The sequence below is a fragment of the Streptomyces sp. NPDC001315 genome (assembly GCF_042896175.1).
Lineage (GTDB): Bacteria > Actinomycetota > Actinomycetes > Streptomycetales > Streptomycetaceae > Streptomyces.
Genome location: NZ_JBIAWZ010000010.1, coordinates 38,671 through 59,238, shown reverse-complemented (window position 1 = coordinate 59,238; position 20,568 = coordinate 38,671). Strand labels below are relative to the sequence as shown.

Here is a 20,568-nt window from a genome sequence, read left to right as displayed (position 1 = left end):
GAGTCACCTGTCGAAGTGGTCGAGCCAGATCCGGGCGATGGTCTGGCGGTCAGAAGCGGGCGTGGCGTGGAGGCCGGGTTGGAACTGGCCGTTGCTGAGTGCGGCGGTCGCCGCGACGATCTCGGCCTGGACGAGATGGATGTAGGTGCCGACGGCGGCACCGTGGACGAAGTTGACGGCGCCTCCGTCAGCGAGCACGTAGAAGTAGTGGCCCGTCACCTCGTAGCGGGTGAGTTGGTCGCCCACTGGGGTACGGCGGTAGAGGCCGTGGAGACTTCCGAGTTCGAGTTCGTCTTCCGAGGAGGTAACCGAGGCCAGGTACGCCCCGTTCCGAAGGGCGGCAAAGTCCCCTTGCCGGAGAGCCAGGTTGCCGGTGGCGCAAAGGACGAGTTCGGCGTCCTGGAGCGCCTCGGTGGTGGACGAGCTGGTACGGAAGCCTTGGGCGCGGGCCTGGACCCCCTTCACCGGGTCGCTGTCGTAGACGGTCACGCGCAGGTCCTGGGCACGCAGCGTCTGGGCGACGGCCCGGCCGACCTTGCCGAATCCAATGACGCAGGCGTTCCGGCTCGTCAGGATGTCGCCGCGGCCACGGACGAGAGCATCGGCGGAGAAGACGATGGACCGTCCCACGAGGTGGTCCTCGCAGTCCTTCAGCGGGGACCGGGCAACGGAAACGACGGGACACGGCAGATGGTCGAAGGCGGCGTATCGCTGATGTCCGTTCTCGGTGTCTTCGACAACGCCGAGGACACGGCCGGAGAACTTGCCAACCAACGTCTCAAGGCACGGAGCGAAGTAGCCGCCGATGTCCAACAGGACGACCTCCTTGCCGGCGGCCGTGTCTTCCAAGAAGTCCAGCGCCGTGGTCGAGTCGGCGAACAGTTCGCGGCTGAGGTCGTAGACGGGGAACGTGCGCCGGACTTGGGCGAGTGTGCTCCGGTCGATGGACCTGGGCTTCGGCAGCACTGCTCGGACCGCCGTTGTCGTGGCCATCGCGCGGAGGAAGGCCGGCCGTTCCGGGAGCAGGTGGGTGATGATCAGTGACGTGATCCGGCTGTCGCCGGGGAACTGCGTCGTGATCTGCCGGAAGAAGGCGTCCAGTCGTGCTTTCTCAGGACTTTCCACTGCAACTCCTCCCAAGATCCGATGGGTTCATGCCGCCCGGCTGTACTCGGGGAGTTCGGCTGCCAGAGCCTGCATGTGGGCGTGCATGCCGCTGTGAAGGTCGACCTGGGCCTGCCAGCCCAGAAGTTCGTGCGCACGGTGCGGGTTGGCCCGAGTGGTGAGGACATCGCCGTTGCGCGGGCCCTCTTGGTGAAGCTGGATGTCACGCCCGGCAAGTCTCTTGGCCACGTTGACCACTTCGAGCAGAGACGCACTGGAGCCACCGCCGATATTGATCGCGACGTGGGCCGTGGGGACGGTGCTCGCGGCGATGGTGGCGGCCACGGCGTCGTCGATGTACGTGAAGTCGCGGCGCTGGTGTCCGTCGCCGTACAGACCCAGCGGTTGGCCGGTCAGGGCCGCTTGGAGGGCTCGGTGGGTGAACATGTCGGAGCGCTGCCGTGGTCCGTACACCGTGAAGTACCGCAGCGCGACAACGCTGGTGGGGCAGTGGGCTCTATCGGCGTATGCGAGGCAGAGCTGCTCCTCGGCGAGCTTCGTGACCGCGTACGGAGATGCCGGTTGTGGGCGGTCCGTCTCGATGCTCGCACCGCCGTTGGTGGGGCCGTAGACGCTGGACGACGAGGCCACGACGACCCGGGGCACGCCCATCCGGGTGCAGGTTTCCATGACACGGTGGGTAGCGAGGACGTTGGACGCGAGGTACTCGCCGAACCGGGAGCCCCAGGAGGGACGTACGCCAGGGATTCCGGCGAGGTGAAAGACCGTCTCGGCGTCGACGAGCAGCGGCTCGATCGCGCAGTGGATCAGGTCGGCGGTGAGGTGGATGTACCCGGGCAGTTCCTGTAACGCAGCGAGGTTCGCTGCGGCCGTTCGGTCTGTGGCCGGGTCTCGGCGGTCGACACCGATGACCGTGGTTCCGGCCCGGACGAGGGCGTGTGCGAGGTGGGAGCCGATGAAGCCGGCGGCGCCGGTCACCACCGCTCGTCGGGGGACGGCGGTGCCAGGGCGAGGTGCTTGGTGTGGCACTGGGTTCTCCAGGAAGCAGGGAGGTTGAAGGGTTCAGGTGAGCCGGGCGAGGACGCTCCGGCCGCGGGTGATCAGGTGGCGGTCGTCCTGCTCGTGTCCGCGGACCAGGGCGGTGGCAGCTTCGATGGCTCCGAAGGACTCCAGCAGCCTCTGTTCCGTCTCATTGAGCGGCGTTCCGTATCCGGCGAAGAACGCGGCACGGAGTTGGGGCGCCGCCTGCCAGTGGCGGAACTCGAGTCGGGCGAAGTCGCGAATGCGGGCGTCTCGCCGCATGTGCTCGAAGTCGCAGATGCCGAAGGAGTCGCCGAGGAGCCAGTTGCGTGGCTGGTAGTCGAGGTGGCAGACCGCGCTGTCCATCCGCGTGCGCGCGAGGACGTTCGCGTAGCTGTTCAGGCGCCTGTGTTCCTCTGCGGAGATGAGGGTGGCGCTGCCCGCTCGGTCGATCCAGTTCTGCAGCCGTTGCGCCAGCACCGCTCCGATCGCACCGCTGCGCGGACCGGCGGTGGCCCGGTGCAACATCCCAACCATGCGGCCGGCTTCATGGTGTGCTCGTTCCTCCTCGTGAGAGCCTGCGGCCAGGATGTCCACCGGTACGCCGGGCACGGCCGTCAGGAGCAGGGTGCGAGTGGAGTCGTGGCGCCCAAGCAGCCTGGGAGCGTGGCCGACCAGGTGGTGTCCCCAGGCCTCGTATGCCTGAACTTCCCGCAGGTACCGCTCACGATTGTCGTGCTGCTTGGCGAAGTAGAGGCATCCTCGTCCGTCGGTCAGTCTCAGCAGACGAGGCGGAAGCGCGTGGTCGGGCAGCACACGGACGTTGCCGAGGGCCTTCCTCGCCAGTTCGACGCGCGGATCGTCACGAGTGGTGATCATAAGCCGGCCCCCGACGTGGTGATGGGCGTGGCGAAGTGCTCGGTGTCGTTGTGCCGGTCGAGCAGCCATCGCCGCTGGTCGAGACGGTTTCGGTGTCGCTGCCAGCGGGTGAGGGAGCCGTGGGAGACGCCGAAGCCCGCCGGGGAACCGAGGGGAATGCCCAGGAGCAGGGTGTGCGCGGCGATCACCGTCTCGCCGTGCGCGGCAATGAGAACCCGGTCCCCGTCGTGCTGAGCGATGAGTTCCTTCAGGAGGCGGCAGGCGCGCTCAAGGTAGCCGTTCCAGGTGTCGGATCCGTCCGCCCAAGGCTCGTCCGGGTGGGCATGCGGTCCGCCGTCGGCCGCCGTCTTCACGTCGAACCAGGGTTTGCCGTCAGCAGCACCGTGGATGGGACCGTCGAGGCGCTCGTCGGTGATGAACGGGAGTTGGAGAGCCTGGCTGATGATCTCCGCGGTCTGCCGCAGGCGCAGCCGCGGGCCGGCGTGGAAGACGGTGAAGGGCCGTTCTCGATGTTCGGCGGCCAGTCGTGTCGCGACCCGTCGCACCTGCTCGTACCCGCGGTCAGTCAGTCCAGTGCAGGTTCTGGGGCCACCCACCACTCCGTCGACATTGCACTGGGCTTCGCCGTGGCGGACAAGAACAAGTTCGGTAGTGATCACAGGACGCCGCCTCCGCTCAGGGCGTTGTCGAAGGACTGGCCGTGTCGGTAGCCGTTGTGCCAGATGTACGGGGCAGTGAGCACGGCGTGGAGTCTGGCGAAGTCGTCGAGTCGCGAGCGATCGGTGTCGGCGAGATGGGGATCGTGGCGCTCTGCGGCCTGGTTGTAGGTGGCCAGCGCCTCTTCGACGGCTGGCGGCGGCAGCGGGCCATGGGTGAACGTCAGGGTGACCATCAGCTTCGCCAAGTCGTAGCCCCTGGGGGCGAGCGTGAGGTCGTCTACATCGACGGTGTAGATGGTCCCTTCCTGTGTGATCACGAAGTTCCGGGGGTTGCTGTCCTTGTAGAAGGCGGTCGGTCCTTCGGCCGTCTTCTCCAGCAGGTCCAGCATGGTGTGCAGTGCCTGGTCGTCCGGTAGGTAGCCCTGCTCCCTCCGCCGGTGCAGTGCCGTCCTCCGTGGCGCGAGGTAGTCGCCGAATTCGGTTCCGTCCTGGAATCGATGTGGTACGTCCAGGGAGGCCGTCCGGAGATCGCCGGCCCACGCGGCGCCGTGGGCGTCCCCCAGCAGCGCTGCCAGGCGCGGGAGGTCCTGCGGCTCGGCAGCGCGGCCGTCGATCCGCTCGTAGGTCAGGCTGGTCGGTCCTACGGCGGTGAGGGGCGGCTGTCGCAGCGGGTGGGCGTGCAGAGCGAGCCAGGAGTAATGCCGGGCCGCCCTGGTTGCCTGTTGCGGCGTCTCGTATTGCTTGGTGAAGAGGTAGGTGGTCACGAGTTCCCTCCCCTCGGCTGACCCACCACGTAGGTGATGAGAGAGCTCGTGGTGAAGGGCCTGTCCGGCAAGGACCGGTGGAGGGCTTGCGCGAGTTCACCTGGATTGCTGGGGAGGCCTGGACTGAATTCGTACTTCGGGTTGGTCGCCAGGTACTCGGCCACGTGGTCGTGACCGTCGAAGGTGAAGTGGTGCAACTCCTCCGCGACGGTGACCAGATCAAGTCCTGTGGCAGCGAGTGCCGGGAGGTTGCCGCTGTGCGCGGCGGTGTACAGGCTTTCCCTCCGCTCGGCCTGCGGATCCAGCCCGGCTTCAGCCACCAGGCTGTCCATCTCGCGGTAGCTGTCGAGTGACTTGGTGACGAGCACGGCCAGGCCGTCGGGGGCGAGCACTCGGCTGATCTCCGCGATCGCGGTCTCGGGGTGGGGCGAGTGGTAGAGGCAGAAGGCGGCGACCACCAGGTCGCACGTGCGGGTGGGAAATGGTAGTTGGTGGAAGTCGCCCACGTGGAAGCTCACCTGGACTCCTGGCACCTTGCCGACGCGGCGGCGGGCGTCGCGGATCAGTGGCTCCGCGGCGTCGAGACCGACGATCCGGCGGGGCTTCAGGCGTTCGGCGAGAGTGCGGGTGCTCGTGCCGCGTCCGCATCCGACGTCGACGATCACTCCGAGTCGGGTGGCCGGAGGATGGTGCGCAAGCACCAAGTCGACGACGGTGTCCGGTACGGGATGCCCGTCGGTCTTCGCCCGCATCAGCGCGTTGGAGCGGCAGGCGAGCCTCGTCGCGTGTCCGTAGAGCTCGGTCCGTCGGGCGGGATCGAGGAACGGGTTCTGGATCATGCCGCGCCCTCCCTTTGGGAGGAGGGCCGGGTGCTCAGCGGTGCTCGGCTGCCACCTTGCGCAGCCAGCGCCGCGTCTGTCGCCGGTTGGCCAGCAGCACCACATCGGCGCGGCCGACGGCGAGCTCCTCGATCTTGGCCATGACGCGGGGCCGCATCTTCCGGCGGTACGTGGCCACGTACTTGATCACGCCCCAGTGGATGCGGTTGTGGACACCGTTTCCCTTGTGTCCGGCGCCGTGACGGATCTGCCGGGAGATGATCCCGTACAGCGCTGCGGGCGTCGAGATGTCCATCAGGACCACGGTGTCGCAGGCTTCGAGCCGGATCGGCAGCGTGGAGTTGTAGTTGCCGTCGATCACCCACTTCGGCCGCGCGACGAGCTCGCGCTGCACCTGGGCGAACTTCTCCACGGGCAGTTCGTTCCACTCGTCGTCGTAGAACGCGGCGTCCAGGTGTGTGACCGGGGCGTGCAGGATCCTGCCCAGCTCCCGGGCCACGTAGGACTTGCCGCTGCCTCCGGAACCGACGATGGCCACTTTCTTCATGGTGCTCCAGCCTAGAGCCGCTGTGATGGCCCTGCGGACGTGCCGCCGGGACTCGATCGGACGATGTGGGCCGTACGGCCAGATGGGTGCTTCGCATCACGCCACTCCATGTGCGGCCGGGGCGGGACGAAGGACGGTGCCGAAGACGGCCTCGAGTGCGTCGACCTGTCGGCTGAGACGGAAGAGGTCGAGGCCTTCCAGGCAGGCAGCGATGAGCTCCGCGTGACGCCTGGTGCCGGCGATTCGCCGCAGGTACGCGATGCGCTCGACCACTTCCTCGCCCGACGCCGCGATCAACTCGGACGGCACGAATCTGTCGACGTGGCGGATGTCACTCGGGGCGAGCGGCAGGCAGCCAGCGAGCACCGCTTCGAAGATCCGCTGCGTGACCTGCCCAACGACGGCGTATCGCTCGGGCAGCAGCAGGATGGTGGCCAGCGAGTCGCTGTACACCCGGTACACCTGTTCGAAGGGGATCCGTCCGGCGAAGTAGATGTGCGGCCACCGGCTGGTGTCCGTCCACTTGCCGCCCACCACGTGGTCGTAATGGGCGGCGGCCGGGGCGAAGAAGCGGTCGAAGTGCTCGTCGCGGTCGTACTGGTTACCCACATAGCCGAGGGCGAATTCACGCGGCCCCGCAGCGAGCTGGTCCGGGTCCGCTGTCGCCAGCCGCTGGTCATCGACGGGGAACAGCAGTTTGTGGGCGCCCGGCAAGGGCTCGGCAGCTGCCTCGCACACGGCAACCCGTGGAGACCTCCGCCAAAGGCTTTCGGCTCGCAGCTTGCGGTCCTTGTCCCAGATGACCGTGGGTGTGCCTCGCGTCACGGTGTAGTACCTGATGAGCTCGGCCTGTCGGTGCAGATCGCAGGTATGCCCTACGCTGCCGCACGGCGTGGTGTTCCGGCTCGGGATCGCCCAGCGCCATTCCAGGAACAGGATGTCGATGTCCGGGGTGCCGTCGTTGAAGAGGTAGTCGCCTCCAAGATCGCCCCCGGCTTCCAGGAGGTCCCGGTTGGCCTGCAGGAAGACGATCTGGTGGCCACGGTCGAGGAGGGCGTCCACGAGGGGACGCCGATGGCTTCGGCCCCCATCGGGGGTGTCGGTGATTCCGGTGCCGAGGAATCCCCAAAAGCTGTAACCGATCTTCATTTGGTGATCCACCTCCCTTCCAGGAGCATGGCGTCCAGCCCGGAGTTCGCGAGGCAGTCGAGGGCCATGTTCGGCGTACCGCATATCGGTTTGCCCTTGACGTTGAGCGAGGTGTTGATCAGAACGGGGACGCCGGTGCGGCGGCCGAAGGCCCGCAGGACCTCGTACATGAACGGGTTCTGGTTATGGGTGACCGTCTGGAGCCGCGAGGTCCCGTTGGCGTGGACGACCGCCGGAATGAGCTGTCGCGTCCGGTCTGTCACGCCCGAGGCCATCGACATGTACGGCGCTTCCTGCCCGAGGGTGAAGTACTCGCCGGCATGCTCCGAGAGAACCATCGGCGCGAAGGGACGGAACGGCTCCCGGAACTTCACGGTGGCGTTCAGCCGGTCCACGACGCCAGGCGCCAGGGGCGAGGCGAGGATCGACCTGTTCCCCAGGGCTCGCGGGCCAGCCTCCACCCCGCCTTGGAAGAGGCCGACGATCAGGCCTTGGGCGAGCTGGTCCGCGAGGAACTCGGCGCGGTCGGTGCCGAGGGACTTCTGTCGCAGGCCGGGCCAGGAACTCAGTTCGAGTTCCTGGCCGGCGTACGAGGGCCCGAGGTAGCAGTTCCGGGCGACACCGGACAGGGGTTGCCCGGGCATGCCGTCGGCGTACGCGGCGACGGCCGCGCCAATCGCGGTGCCAGCATCGCCGGGAGCCGGTGGGACAAACACCTCGTCGAAGACGCCTTCTTCGACGATCCTGCCGATGGCCACACAGTTCGTCGCCACCCCGCCACCGACGCAGAGCCGCTGGAGCCCGGTAACCCGCCGTGCCCGCCGGGCGAGGTGGAGCATCACCTGCTCCGTACGTTCCTGTAGGGCGGCTGCGAGGTCCTGATGGACGTCTTCAAGCGGCTCGCTCGGGTGGCGCTGCGGGCAGGTCTCCTGGATGAAGTAGCGCGAGGTCCGGGGGTACCCCGATGTGAGCACCCGCGGCGGGAAGCAGAGGGGATCGACCACAAACCCTGTCGGGGTCGTGCGCACGGCTCGTGCGAACAGTTTCCGGAACCGGGCGGGGTCGCCGAGGGCGGCCAGCGCCATCACGGTGCCTTCCTCGTCCCCGCGGCGCCACCCCAGGTGCTCGGTGACCGCGCCGTAGACATAGCCGAGGGAATCCGGGTCGCTGATCGATTCCAGGGTCTGCGTACGCGGGTTCGCCTTGGCGTGTCCGCGGGCGAGGGTGGTGGTCTGCCGTTCGCCCAGGCTGTCGACAACGAGCACCGCGGCCTCGTCCCATCCGGAGGCCGCGAAGGCGGTCAGCTGATGGGCGCGGTGGTGCTGGACGGAGGTGACGCGGGCGGCGGGAAACCGCTCCCCGAGGTACCGCAGTCTGTCTCGGGTGCGCAGCGCAACCTTCGCGAACCCCCGGGTTCTGGGTAGTGCCCGCTCCCGCGTGCTCGCCGAGAGGGCGAGCCGAAGTGCCGCCGGGCTCTCCGCCAGGTAGCGGTGGGGCTGGAAGTTGTAGGCGACCACGTCCACGTTGTGGGCGTCGAGTCCGGCCTCTCGCAGCAGCCAGTCGATGGCATGGTGCGGGTACTCATGGGTGTGCTTCCGCTGGGAGAGCCGTTCTTCCTCGACGAATCCGATCAGACGGCCGTGGACCACGAGCGCGGCGGAGGAGTCGTGGGTGAACGAGCACAGGCCCAGGACGACTTGGGCAGCATGGCGCCTGGACACGGTCACCTCACCACCATGTCGCCGGAACGGCCGGCCTGTGTGCTGCGTCGGGTGAGCTCCCCGTACCAGGCGGTCAGAGCGGGCCCGAGCGGTTCCTTGATCCCGTCGGCCACTCGCCGAGCCTGTTCGCCCAGGCCGTTCTTCCACAGCCGGTAACTGCGCATGGTCTCGGCCATCGCGTCCCAACCGGGGTGGCCTGTCCCGTGAAAGTTCTCGACGCGGGTCAGCAGGGCGTCGAAGCCGTGCCAGGGCGTGGTGAGGTCCGGCATCACCGCGCTTTCGGTGACCGCGGTGAGCCGCGCGGCCTGGTCGAGGTCCTTCTCGTAGATGTGCAGGGATCCGACGTGGTGGTGGTAGTCGCCCAGTTCGGCGTCGAGCCAGCCCGCGACCAGTTCGTGCAGCGTCGTGGTGAAGAACAGGTCGTATGGGAGACCGATCCAGACATCTTGGCCGCGCATCGTCGTCGACATGTGCAGTCGTCCGCCGCGAAGGTGGAAGCGAAAGCCCAGTGTGCAGGGAACGTCCTTGTGTCCTGCAGTATCCACGGCCGGGTCGTAGAGCTGGATGAGGGCACGGCGTGAGTCGGGGTCCTGTTCGAGGATCTCCACGACGCGGCGTAACTGGTCGACTTGGCCGGCCCAGTTGCGCATGCGTGGCCCGTAGGCACCGCGCAGGACGCCATTGTCGGCGTATTTCCGCAGGCGAGCGTTGTAGTCGTAGATCCACGGTGCGTCGGAGCCGGACAGGTGCCAGACGGTCTCCGCCACGGCGAACGCGGGGTTCAGGATGCGCACCGGCGGCGCGTACAGAAGGCGGGCGCGGGGCTGGGTGAGCCGCATGTGGACGTCGAGGACCTCGCGGGTCGGCATGCCTCGTGGGCTGACCTTGTCGCCGTTCTTGGCCAAAGTCACGGCGCCGGTGACGAGTTCGGCAACACTGTCGGCAGTCAGGTGCGTCATGACGTCGTCGTTCCTTCCATGGCAGAGGAGCCGGATTCGGACTGTTGCTGGTCCGCGCGAGGAATGATCAGGCGGGCGATGTCCGCGGCGCTGGTCCCACGCCAGCGGCACACCGCGTCGACGTTCTTCCGCGTGATCCGCGAACGGCCTTGGCTCAGTTCATTGAGGGCGTGGGCGATGTCGTCGGCAGAGCCGCATTTCTGTGCGAGCCCTTGCTCAGCCAGGCCGAGCGTGTGCTCGCCGGGCAAGCCGAGTTCGAGAACTGGGATGTTCAGCAGGACTGCCTCAATGCCGCACGTCGAGTAGGCGCTCGCCAGGACATCGGCACCGGCGAGGCATCCGCGTGCTCCGACGGCGTGATCCGCAACCGCGGTCGGCGGTCCGCCGGGGCGGTGGAACAGCGACTGGAGCGCATCCCGGCTCTGGGCAGGGTGCGGGGCGACCACGAGCCCCCAGTCGCCGTCGGCTCTCTGCAGCCCGTCGAGGAGGAGCTCGGCCTGGGCCTGGAGGCGATGGGGTACAAGAGGTTGGCAGGCCCAGACGGCGATGCCAGCGGGAGTCGGCCCGGCGCTGTGGACCAGCATGGCCTCCAGGAAGCGACGATGGGAATCGCGGTCGAGTTCGGCGAGGGCGTCGAAGCGCGGTTGTCCGAGTACGTGTACCTGGGCACGCGGATGACGAGCCCATGCCTGCGCCAGCGGAACGTCGCGCTCCCCCATCACCACGATGTCGCGGCTGTGCAGGGCGGCCCAGGAGACGGATTCCGCCGTCCAGGCTCCGTGCTGCACGTGAACGGTGTTGATCCGGCGACGTTGCGCGCAGTGCACCGAGAGGACTCCGAGCGGGCTCGTGTCGTTGCTCACGAGGACGGTGTGGGGCTCGACTGCGGTGAGGACCTCGTTCAGCCACCACTCCGTCCCGACGACCGCTTTCCATGACGGCTGTGTGCACCCAGCGCTCGACGTCGTAATCGCGGCCGCCAGGCGGACCAGCCGCGCCAGGTGGACCTCGTGGTGCTGGATCTCGACCACACGGCCGTCGTCGGGAAGCCGCAGGCCATACACGCCGCCGTTGAACGCGAGCAGGCTCTCCGGCGGAGAGAGCAGGCGCACCCGATCGTCCTCCGGCCTGGGGCAACGCTGAGCCGGATCGGTGGCGAAGTCGAGCAGCAGGCTCTGCCGACCCGCTCGGGCCAGTTCCTGTAGCACCGGGAGCAGCGTCGTGGCATGACGCGACGACCAAGAAACCGCCACTACGTCGGCGCGTGGCGAGGCTATGGGCGACGCGGTCTCGCTGGTCCCCGCCGCCGTCGACCGCATGGGGAGCTTGCGTAACTCCGACGAGTACACCGGGCTTTGGGGCGCGGGCGAGCCCAGGACATAACCGACTCCGGACCAGGTGACCGTGTAGGCCCGGTACTCCCGTGAGCTGGTCGGTCGGAGTCCGACGAGGCCTTCGTACGGTGCCACTCTCAGCGGTCCCGGAGCGGCGGCGAAAGGCTGCCACGCGCTCAGCGCCAGGAGCTTGCGCACGAGCTGTGTCGTCAGTCGGCGCACTGGTACGTGCTGGACGTGCAGCCAGCCCACGCCACCAGAGGTCTGGAGGAGTTGGGCTCCGTAGGAGTCCAGGGCTTCCATCACTCGGTCGACGTGCTCTTCCACCAAGCACGGATCGACCGTCAACGCCTCGAGCTCTCTGGTGGAGATGCTGTCGGGACGGACGTTCTGGAGGGCGGCCTCTCCGATCAGTGCCCAGGAAATGTCTCCGCCGTACTCGGTGCGGGCCGCACCAAGCGCACTGCGATGCATAGTCCTCACAGCACGCTCCCCTCGACGAAGGGCCCGGCGGGTGCCTTGGCATCGACGAGACGGAGCAGGTCCTTGGGCTCTCCCGCGATCTCCGGTGTCGGAAGGCCTGGGGTGCCGTATCCCCACCCTGCGTGCACGTAGGAAACCCCGGCGCGGCGTGCGGCTTCGTGGTCCACCGCCATGTCGCCCACGTACGTCGCGCAGCCAGGATCGGCGCCGAGATCGACGAGAGCGAGCAGTATCGGATCCGGGGCCGGCTTGCCACGCCCGGGGCCGTCCGAGGCCCGGATGGTGGCGAACGGGCAGCCGAGCCGCGTCAGCAGCGGTGCGGCGCGGTCCAGGGTCTTCGACGTGACAACACCGAGTTGCCAACCCGCAGCAGCGAGGGCGAACAGGGTCTCTCTCATGCCGTCGAACTCCCTGGCTGCGGAAGAGGAGTTCGCCAAGGCCTGCGTGTATGTCCGATGGATCGCATCGGTGACGGCTTCGAGGCCGAGAAGTTCCATGATCGCGTCGAAGGGGCGGCCGAGGTGCTGCGCGTATGCCTCGAACGGGATGTTGATCCCGTGGACACGCCGCACCTCACTCCACGCCTGCTCCATCACCGGTCGGGTGTCGAGGAGGACACCGTCCAGATCGAGCAGGAGTACGCGTGGTGCGCGTGGCGATGCGGAATCGGAGATCATCTGCTTCCTCGGGAATGAGCTGAAGTTGGGCTGCAGAAGCGGCTCGTACGGCAAGTCAGCCGCCGCGTCGTCAGGACGGTTCGGTGATGCTCGGGCTACAGGCGCTGCACCAGCGCAAGGACCCGCTTGCCGCTGCCGTCCTCCTTGGGCAAGGCGACCCAGACGTCGGCCGCGTAGGAAACCAGGCAGAGACCGCGGCCACTGGTGGAGTAGGGGTTGAACGACACCGCGGGGATCGGGAGCTTCGGTGAGCTGTCCTCCACCTCGATGCTGACGGCGTCGGCTCGCAGTGCGAGGGTGAGCGTGATGTTCCTGGTCCCACCGGCACCCGGCAGCGACACCGCCTCTCGCGCCGATCGTCCATGACGCTCGGCGTTGGTGGTCAGCTCGCTGACGATCAATACGGAGCGCTCCACGAGGTCTTCGGCTCCCCAGGCGGTGAGCACGTCCCGGGTGAATGAGCGCGCCGTTCCGGGCGCGCGGTCGTTCGCGGCCAGGGTCACGCTCTTCTGCTCCTCAGGGGCGGCGATAACACCGTCCAGTTCACGGAGCAGTTCGGTGTCCTCTCCTTTGCGTCGCTGCCGGTCCGCCACCGCAACGTGGGGCGTTATCTCGGGCGTCCCGAAATCCCGGAGGCGCTCGGAAGCAGTGGGCCGACTGGCTGACGGCGTTCGGGCATCGACACCAGACGGCTGGGCGATGTTCACCGGTTTCCTCCCGCGGCAGGGCAGTTGGTGGTTTCGTTGACACAGAGCGAACCGTGAACCACACCCGGTTGGCATCCCCGTACGGCCAGCGGTGCCGTCAAACCCGTCAAAGATCGTTTTGGTAAGGAGGGGTCAGCCATTGGCGCGCGAGCGGAACGTGAGACTGGCCGCCGTGATCGCGGAAACAGGCTGGTCACAGCCGAAGATTGCGGCTGCCTTCGTACGTGTCGCGGCCGAGGTGGGGGCGCATGAACTCCTCGGCACGGGCCGCTCTCACATCGCCATGTGGGTCGCCGGAACACGGCCCTCGGGCAGAGCACCCCAGATCCTGTGCGAGACGCTGTCCCGGAAACTTCGGCGCCCCGTGTCCCCTGCGGACATCGGCCTCCCAGGGCTGGCAGCGCACATAGCTGCGGCATCCGAATGGCATGTCGATACGCTGACCGCGCTGGTCGACCTTGGGAGGAGCGACGTGGACCTTGAACGCCGCCAACTACTGGCCGGTGCCGCGTACTCGGTGGGCGGACTCGTCCTGCCCGAGCAGCGGTGGTGGGATGAAGCTCCTAAGCAGGCGCAGGCTCGAACTGCTGCCACCAGCCGCAAAGTTGGGACCGCGGAGGTCAATGCCGTCAGGGAGATGACGGAGTTCTTCTCCGCCCGGGACCAACGCCATGGCGGGATGGACGGTCGCAGTGCCCTGCACCAGTACATTCGCGACGACGTTGCCCGCTACGTGGGGAGCACCTTCGCGGACGACCGAACGCGCAGCAACCTTCTGTCGGCTGCCGGCGAGGCCGTGTACGTCGCGGGCTGGATGAGCTTCGACGCGTCGGAACACGAGGCGGCACGACGCTATTTCACACTCGCGCTGAAATTGGCCGCAGAAGCCGACGACGCCCCACTGGCCGGCCACATCCTGAGAGCAATGGCCCACCAGGCCACCGATCTCGGACACGCGAGAACAGGGGTGGAACTCGCGAGGGCATCCGTCGACCGCAAGCGGTACACGCTCGCGACTCCCCGCGAGCGCGCCCTGCTGGGAGTCGTGCGGGCCCGCAGCCTCGCCGCCGACCACCAGAAGCGCGAAGCCGTCGCAGCCCTTCATCGAGCCGAAGACGACCTCGCGGCAGCCAGTCCCGGCGACGAGGACCCGCATCGCGTGTGGTTCTTCCAGCAGGCGTCTCTCGCCCACGAGACCGCCCGTACTCTCTGGACACTGGGAGACCTCGAAGGCGCCCTCCACCAGTTCCAGAGCAGCGTGCTGACAAGGAAGGCGGACACCTTCAGCCGGACCCACGCTGTGACCCTCGGCTACATGGGAACGGTGCAGGCCCGGCAGGGCAACCTCGAAGCCGCCTGCCACACCTGGGCGCAGGCCCTGGACGCCATGGAGGGCGTCCAGTCCGGCCGTGCCCGAGAAGCCGTGGTCAACATGCGCCGCGTACTGTCGCCCTTCCGCAACCGCGGGATCAACGCGGCGGCAGAGATCGACGAGCGGGCCAAGGTAGTCCTCAGCCGAGTAGCCTGACGGCGCGACAGTAACAGGACACTCGTCCAGTGGAGTTGTCATCCGCTGGTCCCGGCGAGGGGAAGGGAAAGCTGTGCCTGCACAGTCCATCGAAGTACCGGTGATCGCGACCGTGGTCGGAGGACACACGGGGCGCCTGGACGACTTCAAGGGCGGCGTGGAGTCGATCATCAGACTGAAACCGGAGTACCCCGTCGAAACCCTGCAGGGCATCGACAAGTTCTCCCACCTGCAGGTCACGTGGTTCTTCAACTTCGGCTCCCCCGACGATGTCGCGCTCCATGCCCGGAGTCCGCGCGACAACCCCGACTGGCCGGCATCCGGAACCTTCGTCCACCACAACCACCGTCGGCCGGCCCGGTTGGCGACTTCGTTCCCGCGACTGCTGGGCGTTGACGGGCGGGACCTGCACGTTACTGACCTCGACGCGGACGATGGCACGCTCGTCGTCGACTTGGTAGCGGCGTTTCAGGAGATGCTGCCTCGTAGTCCCGTCACGCAGCCTTCCTGGCCCAGCGAGATGCTGAACGACTACTGGCGGGATGCGAAGGAACGGTGATGCGGCCCTGCGGTGGGGCTGGAGCGTACTGATCCGGGATCTCCAGCCTCGTCCCCTCATGAGGCGGGCCGTTCGACAGGACGCCAGTTCGGCCAGAGACATCAGGTCCGTTACGAGACAGCCTCCAGGCAGGTACTGCATCGTCTGGTCGCTCGGCGATCAGTGTTGCCTGCTGTGGCGATCGCAGGCGCAGACTCACTCAGGCGGTTCCACAGGCCCGGCGCAGGATCGGGAATCCAGCCCCAGCTGGGTGCCTTGATCAGAGACTCGGTCAGGTGGTCGCAGGCTCCCGGCAGGTGGGCGCATCCGGCTGGCGAGATGAGGATGGTGTCCGGGGCGAAACGCCGCCACTCCTTCGGTACGACGGCCGCGTACCGCTTCCTCGGCACGGCACCGTTGGGCGGGCAGCAGCAGCCCTCGCCAACGATCAGGTCACACCGCTCGCAGTACTGCTTCTTCGGCACGTTCCGTTCCTTGTCACACGCTCTGGGGGGCTACCCGGTAGAAGATCTTTCCTTGGTGTTCCTCGAAGCCCTGGGAGCGGTAGAAGCCGCGGGCGATCGGGTTGTCGCTGTCGGCCATCCACTCGACGCGGCTGCATCCAGGCCGCGCTGCCGCCATGGTGCGTAGCTCGTCCATCATCCGCCCTCCGATGCCCTGACCTCGCAGGGTGTCGCGGACGTAGAGCTCCTTGAGGAACAACGAGTGCGAGGACCCGGCAGCCGGCCAGAAGAAGGAGTAGGCCGCCATCCCGACGAGGTCGCCGGTCTCGTCCTCCACAACGAGGGCGGACGCCAACGGTGGTGATCCGAACAGGGCCTCCTCGACCTGCGGGGTCCGCTCATCCATGGGCTGGATCTCGGTGGCACCGTAGAACTTCTCAATTTCCTCGATCAGTTCGGCCACTGCCTGGACGTCACGCTTCTCGGCCGGGCGGATCGTCACGGTCATCGGGGCTCCCCTCTCTCGTCACTTTATGCACTCACCGGTTACAACGCTCAACGCGCCGGCGGCGGTTCGGTTCGGGCGCTGATTGATCGGGACGGCGTTGACTCGATCGTGCTCCAGTCGTGCTCCTTCAACGGCACCTGTACGTGGCGTATCAGGTATTCCAGGTCCGCGCAGTAGACGGAAGGATTTCGGTAACCGCGGGCGGAGCTGAAGCGGTGTGGGAGGTAACCACCCCCGCAGACTGCGACCAGCGGGCACTCCTGGCAGTTCTTGGCCAGTGCGGCCGGGCCGGACTGCCGGTGCAGCAGCTTCGGGTGGTCCAAGACCTCGTCGAAGGAGTGCCGGAAGACGTCGAAGCCGAGCCACGTGGCGCCCTCCTCGACGGACCGGAGAGTGTCGACGCCCTCGATGGTGCCGTCCGACTCGATCACGACGGTCGACGAGTACCCACCCGTCGAGGTGACCCGACCGTGGGGCAACAAAGGCGGCGACCCGGTCACGGTGCGGCTGATCTTCTACACTCGGGAGAAGACCGCCATTCAGTCGAATTGGTTCAACTCCTACCGCTGGAAGCCCGCTCTGGCGGCGGCCGGCCTCATCAAGCCCCTTGACCCCAACGCGAAGGGACGGCGCTGGGAGAAGTCCCGCGACAAGATGATGCACGCCCTTCGGCACCTGTACGCGTCGATGATGATCAACGGCGGGGTAGACGTGTACACACTCGCGGATCGGCTCGGACACGCCGATCCTGCGTTTACTCTGCGTAAGTACGTGCACCGGATCGTGGGAGCCGGTTCCAAGATCCGCATCGCGGTCCGGAGCGCCTACACGAGGACCGCGTGACTCCTGCAATGTTCGGCTTGTGCAGCGCCCGTGCAAGATGATCTTCGGACGGTTCGTTTGCGCAGGTCAGATGCGTTGTATAGGAGTTCCGGGACTTCTGACCGGCCGCGGTGAGTTTCTGGCTGTAACGGGCCTCGCCGTCATAAGGGGAGACGATCTCCAGTCCGGCCCACGGGACACAGGCCGTGGCGGGATCTGGCCGTCCGTCGGCCTGCGGAGGCAGGGCAGCCCTGCGGGGCATCGTGCGCCGGCTCAACCGGTCGGTGGCGGACTTCGGACCCCGCCACCGCAACCGGCCCGCCGCGTCGTACCAGCACTGCTGCACCCACATCCGCCGTAGCAGTTGGACCTGCAGGAGAACACGCAGCCGTGGCGGACCATCGGCTCGGAAAACCGCTTTCAGCAGCCTCATCCCGTCCTCGCCGACCCGCAGGGCATGCTCCTCCAGGGCCGCCTTGCCCTTGGGCAGGCGGTGGTAGAAGGCCGGACGTCCGTAACGGTCGCCCCAGCCCGGCTCGATCAGTGGCACCAGCCATTCCTCGTCAGCCAGGGCGAGTTGCTCCAGCGCGACCCGCAGGCTCTCGGTGACCAACTCCGTACGATTCAACGTCCGTACCGCGGCCAGCACATGGGTGGGGTGCGTGCGCACTGCACCGCGGCGCTTCACCAGCCCTGCGGCGACGAGGTGGTCAACCATCACGACCAGCAGCCGATCCGCGCGGTTGCCCTCGGCCATCCGGTCCCGGAACTCGCTGAGCACTGAGTAGTCGAACCCGGCATCATCAAGATCCATGCCGAGGCAGTCACCTCCAGCGCCCGATGACACCTACGGAGAAGTTCGAGTACCCCCACCACCAGGCAACACGGAAAGCGATTGTCACACTTCGAGCGGGGGAAGCATTACATCCTCCCTCCCGATCCGGTCGTTTCACCAGAACGTGCCAACTCTCTAAGCAGTCAGTCGGTAGGTCGCAGTCGAGGCCCCAGATCGTAGAGGCTGGACGGTTGGTTGAGCCAAAGCCACCTCAACCCCCGATCGGGTCCGTATGAAGTTCCGCTGAAGCCGAAGCCTCGCTTCCAGCGCTCCGTCCCTCCATCCTCCATCTCCTGTGATGTTGCGGAGCCAAAGACACAATCGCCACGAAGTCGACCGCATATAGAGAGGACCAAGGTCTGGTGCAGATTGGAAGGTGAACAGAAACGCCGCTTGAGGAGCTTTCCTACGATCTGTACGAATGATCGACTCACGGCAGATCATTCCGAAGTGGCAGCCACAGAGGCATCCATACTTTCCGCTCAGCTTCGCGTCTCCGCCCTCATGACAGGGGCACCGCTCGCCTGCCCCCTCCAGAAACTCTCGGCCACAAAGAACAGAACCATCTTCTATTCGTATCGAAACCTCATCGGCCAGGACGATCCGTACGAGCCCGCAGGATTCTGGAGACCCGACATGCCGCTTCGTTGGCACAGCCTCGGCGATCGCCTGGTCGACCAATCGGTCTCGCGACGTGATCACCCATACTGCATCGGAAACCGTGTGCTCAACTCGCAACTCTGCCACCGCGCTCTTACGCAGTTCCTCATCGCCCATCCCAACCACCCAACTCACCTTGCCGCCTGTCCGCCGTACCGAAAGACTTCCAGTAATACTCGGCTTGCACAGGCCGGAGTTGCGCGGTAATGGCTTACGTGGGTGATCCGCCCGTCAGCGCATCACCCACGTAAGCCTTCCCCTACAGCGTGTCCGTCGGACTCTGCTCGGGGCCGTGTATGAAGCCGGGTACCCAGCGAACCGGGGCGCTGGCCGGGAAGAGGGTCACCCGGATACCGAAGTCGATCAGAATCTCCTTGCGGGCCTGCACGTCCGCAGCGCCGAACCAGCGGTCGGCAACGGTCTCACCCGTAGGTCGCCGGACCATGCCGGGCGTCCGCTGGGGCTCGGCCTCGAGGGCAACCAGCTCGCGCCCCAATGCGGCATATCGATCCCGGAACCAAGCGGCGTCGTCCGCTGAATCGTAGAGGCCGGCCTCACGATCGGCTCGAAGTCGTTCGCGGCTGGCCCGTGTCTCCGCTATGCGCTCGGGGACGCCGTTTCCCGGGTCGTACACCGTCTCGTAGATCAGCCCGTCTCCGAGCTCCTGGAGAAACCATTCCTCGACATACGAGTCGAGGAGGTGGGCGTTGATGAGCGGTGCAGGACGGCAGTGCTGGGCGTGCCGCCAGCCCTTGTTCCGGGCTGTACAGGTATAGCGCGGAGGAGCGTCCTTTGACGTCTGGGTGTACAAGCGCGTGTGGCACTGTCCGCACAGGGCGACGTACGTCAGAAGGTACTCACGGTTCGAGTGGCGCGTCCAAGGAACCTTCCGATCGAGTACGGCCTTCTTCAACGCCTCATGCGTCGCCCGGTCCCACAGTCCTTCGCAGAGCCTCATGGGGTTGCCGTCCCTCCCAAGCACCGGCTTGTTCCGGTGCATCAGGTAGCCGAGGGTGGCCTCCGACAGGAGGATGTTCCTCAGGCTCTGCGGGGACCACGGCCGTCCCCCCGCCGACTTGCCATACATCACGGCCAAGTGATCTGCGGGCGACAGCTCTCCGGCACGGTTGAGGCGGGCAGCCTCACTGCTGGTGGTGACGTTGTCGGAATCGGCCAGGATGCGACGGGCGACCTCGCGTATCACCTCGGAGGCGTGCGGGTGAAGTTCGACATGGTCGATCTTGCCTCCCACCACCTTCCGCACGTATAGGAAGCCGTAGGACGGCTTGCCCTTGGGGCGGCCTGCCGCACGGGTCTTGATCGTCGCGTCGCGGTTCCTGCGCTGGATCGCGCGGAGTTCCATCTGCGCGCCCCAGGCTTCCATGGTGAAGCGATTCTCGTCGGCAGGGTCATCAAGATCCCAGGCGCCATCGTGTCCGTACGTGACGAGCATCTTCTTCTCGTCCCGCATCTTGTATCCGGTGTTCAGGCAATCGACGACGTTGCGGCCGAGCCGGTCCACCGCTGCCGCGACCAAGCCGTCGTAAGGTCCCCTCTCGTCGCGGAGCCAAGGGCCGAGCTTGGGGCGGGTCATGGGGTCGGTGGCGCCCGAAACCTCCCAGTCGTCCGCCCAGCCGATGATGTGCGCGCCGACGGAGGCGGCGGCAGTGAGCACATTCTCCCGCTGGCGTTCGGGGGACGACGTTGCCAGCTTCACGCGCGATAGCCGCCGCACTCCGAGCAGACATTTGCCGCATCCGTCATAGGGGCGTTCGATCACACTTGGGTCCGTACCGCGCATGTTTCTCTCCGTTCGCGCACGCATGGTACGGAGAATTGGCGGCACGACCCCCGGGAGCGATCTTGGTCAGCCGAGGAAGCTCAGGCGAACCTGACGGTTGCCTTTAGAGATGTTCGTGTCGACCAGGCACACCGACTGCCACGTCCCCAACTCCAGCCTCCCGCCCAGCACCGGCAGTGTCGCGTGGGGCGGGACGAGCGCCGGGAGGACGTGGTCGCGGCCGTGGCCGGGGCTGCCGTGGCGGTGCTGCCAGCGGTCGTCGGCGGGGAGGAGGGCGTGAAGGGCGGCGAGGAGGTCGTCGTCGCTGCCCGCCCCCGTTTCGATGATCGCGATGCCCGCGGTGGCGTGGGGGACGAAGACGTTCAGGAGGCCGTCACGGCCGCCGGCCGCCTCCCGCAGGAATGCCTCGCAGTCACGGGTGAGGTCGACGACCCGCTCTTCGGAGCCGGAGGCGACGTGCAGGACTCGAGTGGTGAAGGCATCTGACATGGCCCCATCCTCACCCATGGACCCGATTCCGCACGCGACTGGCACCCGACCCACGACACA

Annotated in this window: 21 protein-coding genes; 3 read left to right on the top strand and 18 right to left on the bottom strand. The window is 66.9% G+C overall.

All coding sequences use genetic code 11. The features are described from left to right. Positions 1-3: 3 nt before the first annotated feature. The 13 genes from ACFY16_RS25815 to ACFY16_RS25755 all read right to left on the bottom strand — a co-directional run bounded on the left by ACFY16_RS25815 (position 4) and on the right by ACFY16_RS25755 (position 12,863). Complete coding sequence (locus ACFY16_RS25815; protein ID WP_390649558.1) at positions 4-1,125, bottom strand: adenosylhomocysteinase; 1,122 nt, start codon at positions 1,123-1,125, stop codon at positions 4-6. Positions 1,126-1,152: 27 nt separating this feature from the next. Continuing rightward, a complete protein-coding gene (locus ACFY16_RS25810) occupies positions 1,153-2,103 on the bottom strand; it encodes an NAD-dependent epimerase/dehydratase family protein (RefSeq protein ID WP_390649557.1) in 951 nt (316 codons plus the stop codon). 84 nt (positions 2,104-2,187) lie between these two features. Next, on the bottom strand, positions 2,188-3,024 hold the full coding sequence (locus ACFY16_RS25805) for an aminoglycoside phosphotransferase (RefSeq protein WP_390649556.1): 837 nt from the start codon (positions 3,022-3,024) through the stop codon (positions 2,188-2,190). Next, the gene (locus ACFY16_RS25800; RefSeq protein WP_390649726.1) at positions 3,021-3,623 is read right to left on the bottom strand and encodes a histidine phosphatase family protein; all 603 of its coding nucleotides are present in this window, start codon (positions 3,621-3,623) and stop codon (positions 3,021-3,023) included. The genes ACFY16_RS25805 and ACFY16_RS25800 overlap by 4 nt, the downstream gene beginning before the upstream one ends. A 56-nt stretch (positions 3,624-3,679) precedes the next feature. After that, positions 3,680-4,447 (bottom strand): phosphotransferase, encoded by a 768-nt coding sequence (locus ACFY16_RS25795; protein ID WP_390649555.1) that lies wholly within the window; start codon positions 4,445-4,447, stop codon positions 3,680-3,682. Further along, positions 4,444-5,286: a class I SAM-dependent methyltransferase gene (locus tag ACFY16_RS25790; protein WP_390649554.1), complete on the bottom strand. Its 843-nt coding sequence runs from the start codon at positions 5,284-5,286 to the stop codon at positions 4,444-4,446. The genes ACFY16_RS25795 and ACFY16_RS25790 overlap by 4 nt, the downstream gene beginning before the upstream one ends. Before the next feature lie 34 nt (positions 5,287-5,320). Next, complete coding sequence (locus ACFY16_RS25785; RefSeq protein WP_390649553.1) at positions 5,321-5,833, bottom strand: topology modulation protein; 513 nt, start codon at positions 5,831-5,833, stop codon at positions 5,321-5,323. A 96-nt stretch (positions 5,834-5,929) separates the two neighbouring features. Continuing rightward, complete coding sequence (locus tag ACFY16_RS25780) at positions 5,930-6,982, bottom strand: hypothetical protein (RefSeq protein WP_390649552.1); 1,053 nt, start codon at positions 6,980-6,982, stop codon at positions 5,930-5,932. After that, entirely contained in the window at positions 6,979-8,709 is a 1,731-nt protein-coding gene (locus ACFY16_RS25775; protein ID WP_390649551.1) for a carbamoyltransferase, read from the bottom strand. The genes ACFY16_RS25780 and ACFY16_RS25775 overlap by 4 nt, the downstream gene beginning before the upstream one ends. Beyond that, positions 8,706-9,662: a thymidylate synthase gene (locus ACFY16_RS25770; RefSeq protein ID WP_390649550.1), complete on the bottom strand. Its 957-nt coding sequence runs from the start codon at positions 9,660-9,662 to the stop codon at positions 8,706-8,708. The genes ACFY16_RS25775 and ACFY16_RS25770 overlap by 4 nt, the downstream gene beginning before the upstream one ends. Continuing rightward, positions 9,659-10,870 (bottom strand): hypothetical protein, encoded by a 1,212-nt coding sequence (locus tag ACFY16_RS25765; RefSeq protein ID WP_390649549.1) that lies wholly within the window; start codon positions 10,868-10,870, stop codon positions 9,659-9,661. Before ACFY16_RS25765 ends, ACFY16_RS25770 begins: the two co-directional genes overlap by 4 nt. Before the next feature lie 605 nt (positions 10,871-11,475). After that, positions 11,476-12,156, bottom strand: coding sequence for an HAD family hydrolase (locus ACFY16_RS25760; protein WP_390649548.1), 681 nt, complete (start codon positions 12,154-12,156; stop codon positions 11,476-11,478). A 95-nt stretch (positions 12,157-12,251) separates the two neighbouring features. After that, positions 12,252-12,863: an ATP-binding protein gene (locus ACFY16_RS25755; RefSeq protein ID WP_390649547.1), complete on the bottom strand. Its 612-nt coding sequence runs from the start codon at positions 12,861-12,863 to the stop codon at positions 12,252-12,254. 139 nt (positions 12,864-13,002) lie between these two features. On the opposite strand from ACFY16_RS25755, the gene ACFY16_RS25750 reads away from it, so the two are divergent. Further along, positions 13,003-14,391 (top strand): Tat pathway signal protein, encoded by a 1,389-nt coding sequence (locus ACFY16_RS25750; RefSeq protein ID WP_390649546.1) that lies wholly within the window; start codon positions 13,003-13,005, stop codon positions 14,389-14,391. A 73-nt stretch (positions 14,392-14,464) separates the two neighbouring features. After that, positions 14,465-14,950, top strand: coding sequence for a TrmO family methyltransferase (locus tag ACFY16_RS25745; protein WP_390649545.1), 486 nt, complete (start codon positions 14,465-14,467; stop codon positions 14,948-14,950). Positions 14,951-15,427: 477 nt separating this feature from the next. Here the strand turns inward: ACFY16_RS25745 and haaN are convergent, their stop codons facing one another. Together haaN and ACFY16_RS25735 are read right to left on the bottom strand one after the other, a co-directional pair. Then, entirely contained in the window at positions 15,428-15,901 is a 474-nt protein-coding gene (haaN, locus tag ACFY16_RS25740; RefSeq protein ID WP_390649544.1) for a cyclophane-containing RiPP N-acetyltransferase HaaN, read from the bottom strand. A gap of 47 nt (positions 15,902-15,948) precedes the next feature. Then, positions 15,949-16,332 carry a hypothetical protein gene (locus tag ACFY16_RS25735; protein ID WP_390649543.1) on the bottom strand — a complete coding sequence of 128 codons (384 nt, stop codon included), beginning with the start codon at positions 16,330-16,332 and terminating at the stop codon, positions 15,949-15,951. On the opposite strand from ACFY16_RS25735, the gene ACFY16_RS25730 reads away from it, so the two are divergent. Beyond that, complete coding sequence (locus ACFY16_RS25730; protein WP_390649542.1) at positions 16,310-16,744, top strand: tyrosine-type recombinase/integrase; 435 nt, start codon at positions 16,310-16,312, stop codon at positions 16,742-16,744. The two genes, ACFY16_RS25735 and ACFY16_RS25730, sit on opposite strands and share 23 nt — an antisense overlap. On the opposite strand, the gene ACFY16_RS25725 is transcribed toward ACFY16_RS25730, so the two are convergent. The 3 genes from ACFY16_RS25725 to ACFY16_RS25715 form a co-directional block, all read right to left on the bottom strand. Further along, positions 16,656-17,537, bottom strand: coding sequence for a hypothetical protein (locus tag ACFY16_RS25725; RefSeq protein ID WP_390649541.1), 882 nt, complete (start codon positions 17,535-17,537; stop codon positions 16,656-16,658). The genes ACFY16_RS25730 and ACFY16_RS25725 overlap by 89 nt on opposite strands. Before the next feature lie 940 nt (positions 17,538-18,477). Next, positions 18,478-20,019 carry a recombinase family protein gene (locus tag ACFY16_RS25720; RefSeq protein WP_390649540.1) on the bottom strand — a complete coding sequence of 514 codons (1,542 nt, stop codon included), beginning with the start codon at positions 20,017-20,019 and terminating at the stop codon, positions 18,478-18,480. Between the two features lie 66 nt (positions 20,020-20,085). Next, positions 20,086-20,508, bottom strand: coding sequence for a secondary thiamine-phosphate synthase enzyme YjbQ (locus tag ACFY16_RS25715; protein WP_390649539.1), 423 nt, complete (start codon positions 20,506-20,508; stop codon positions 20,086-20,088). Positions 20,509-20,568: the final 60 nt, after the last annotated feature.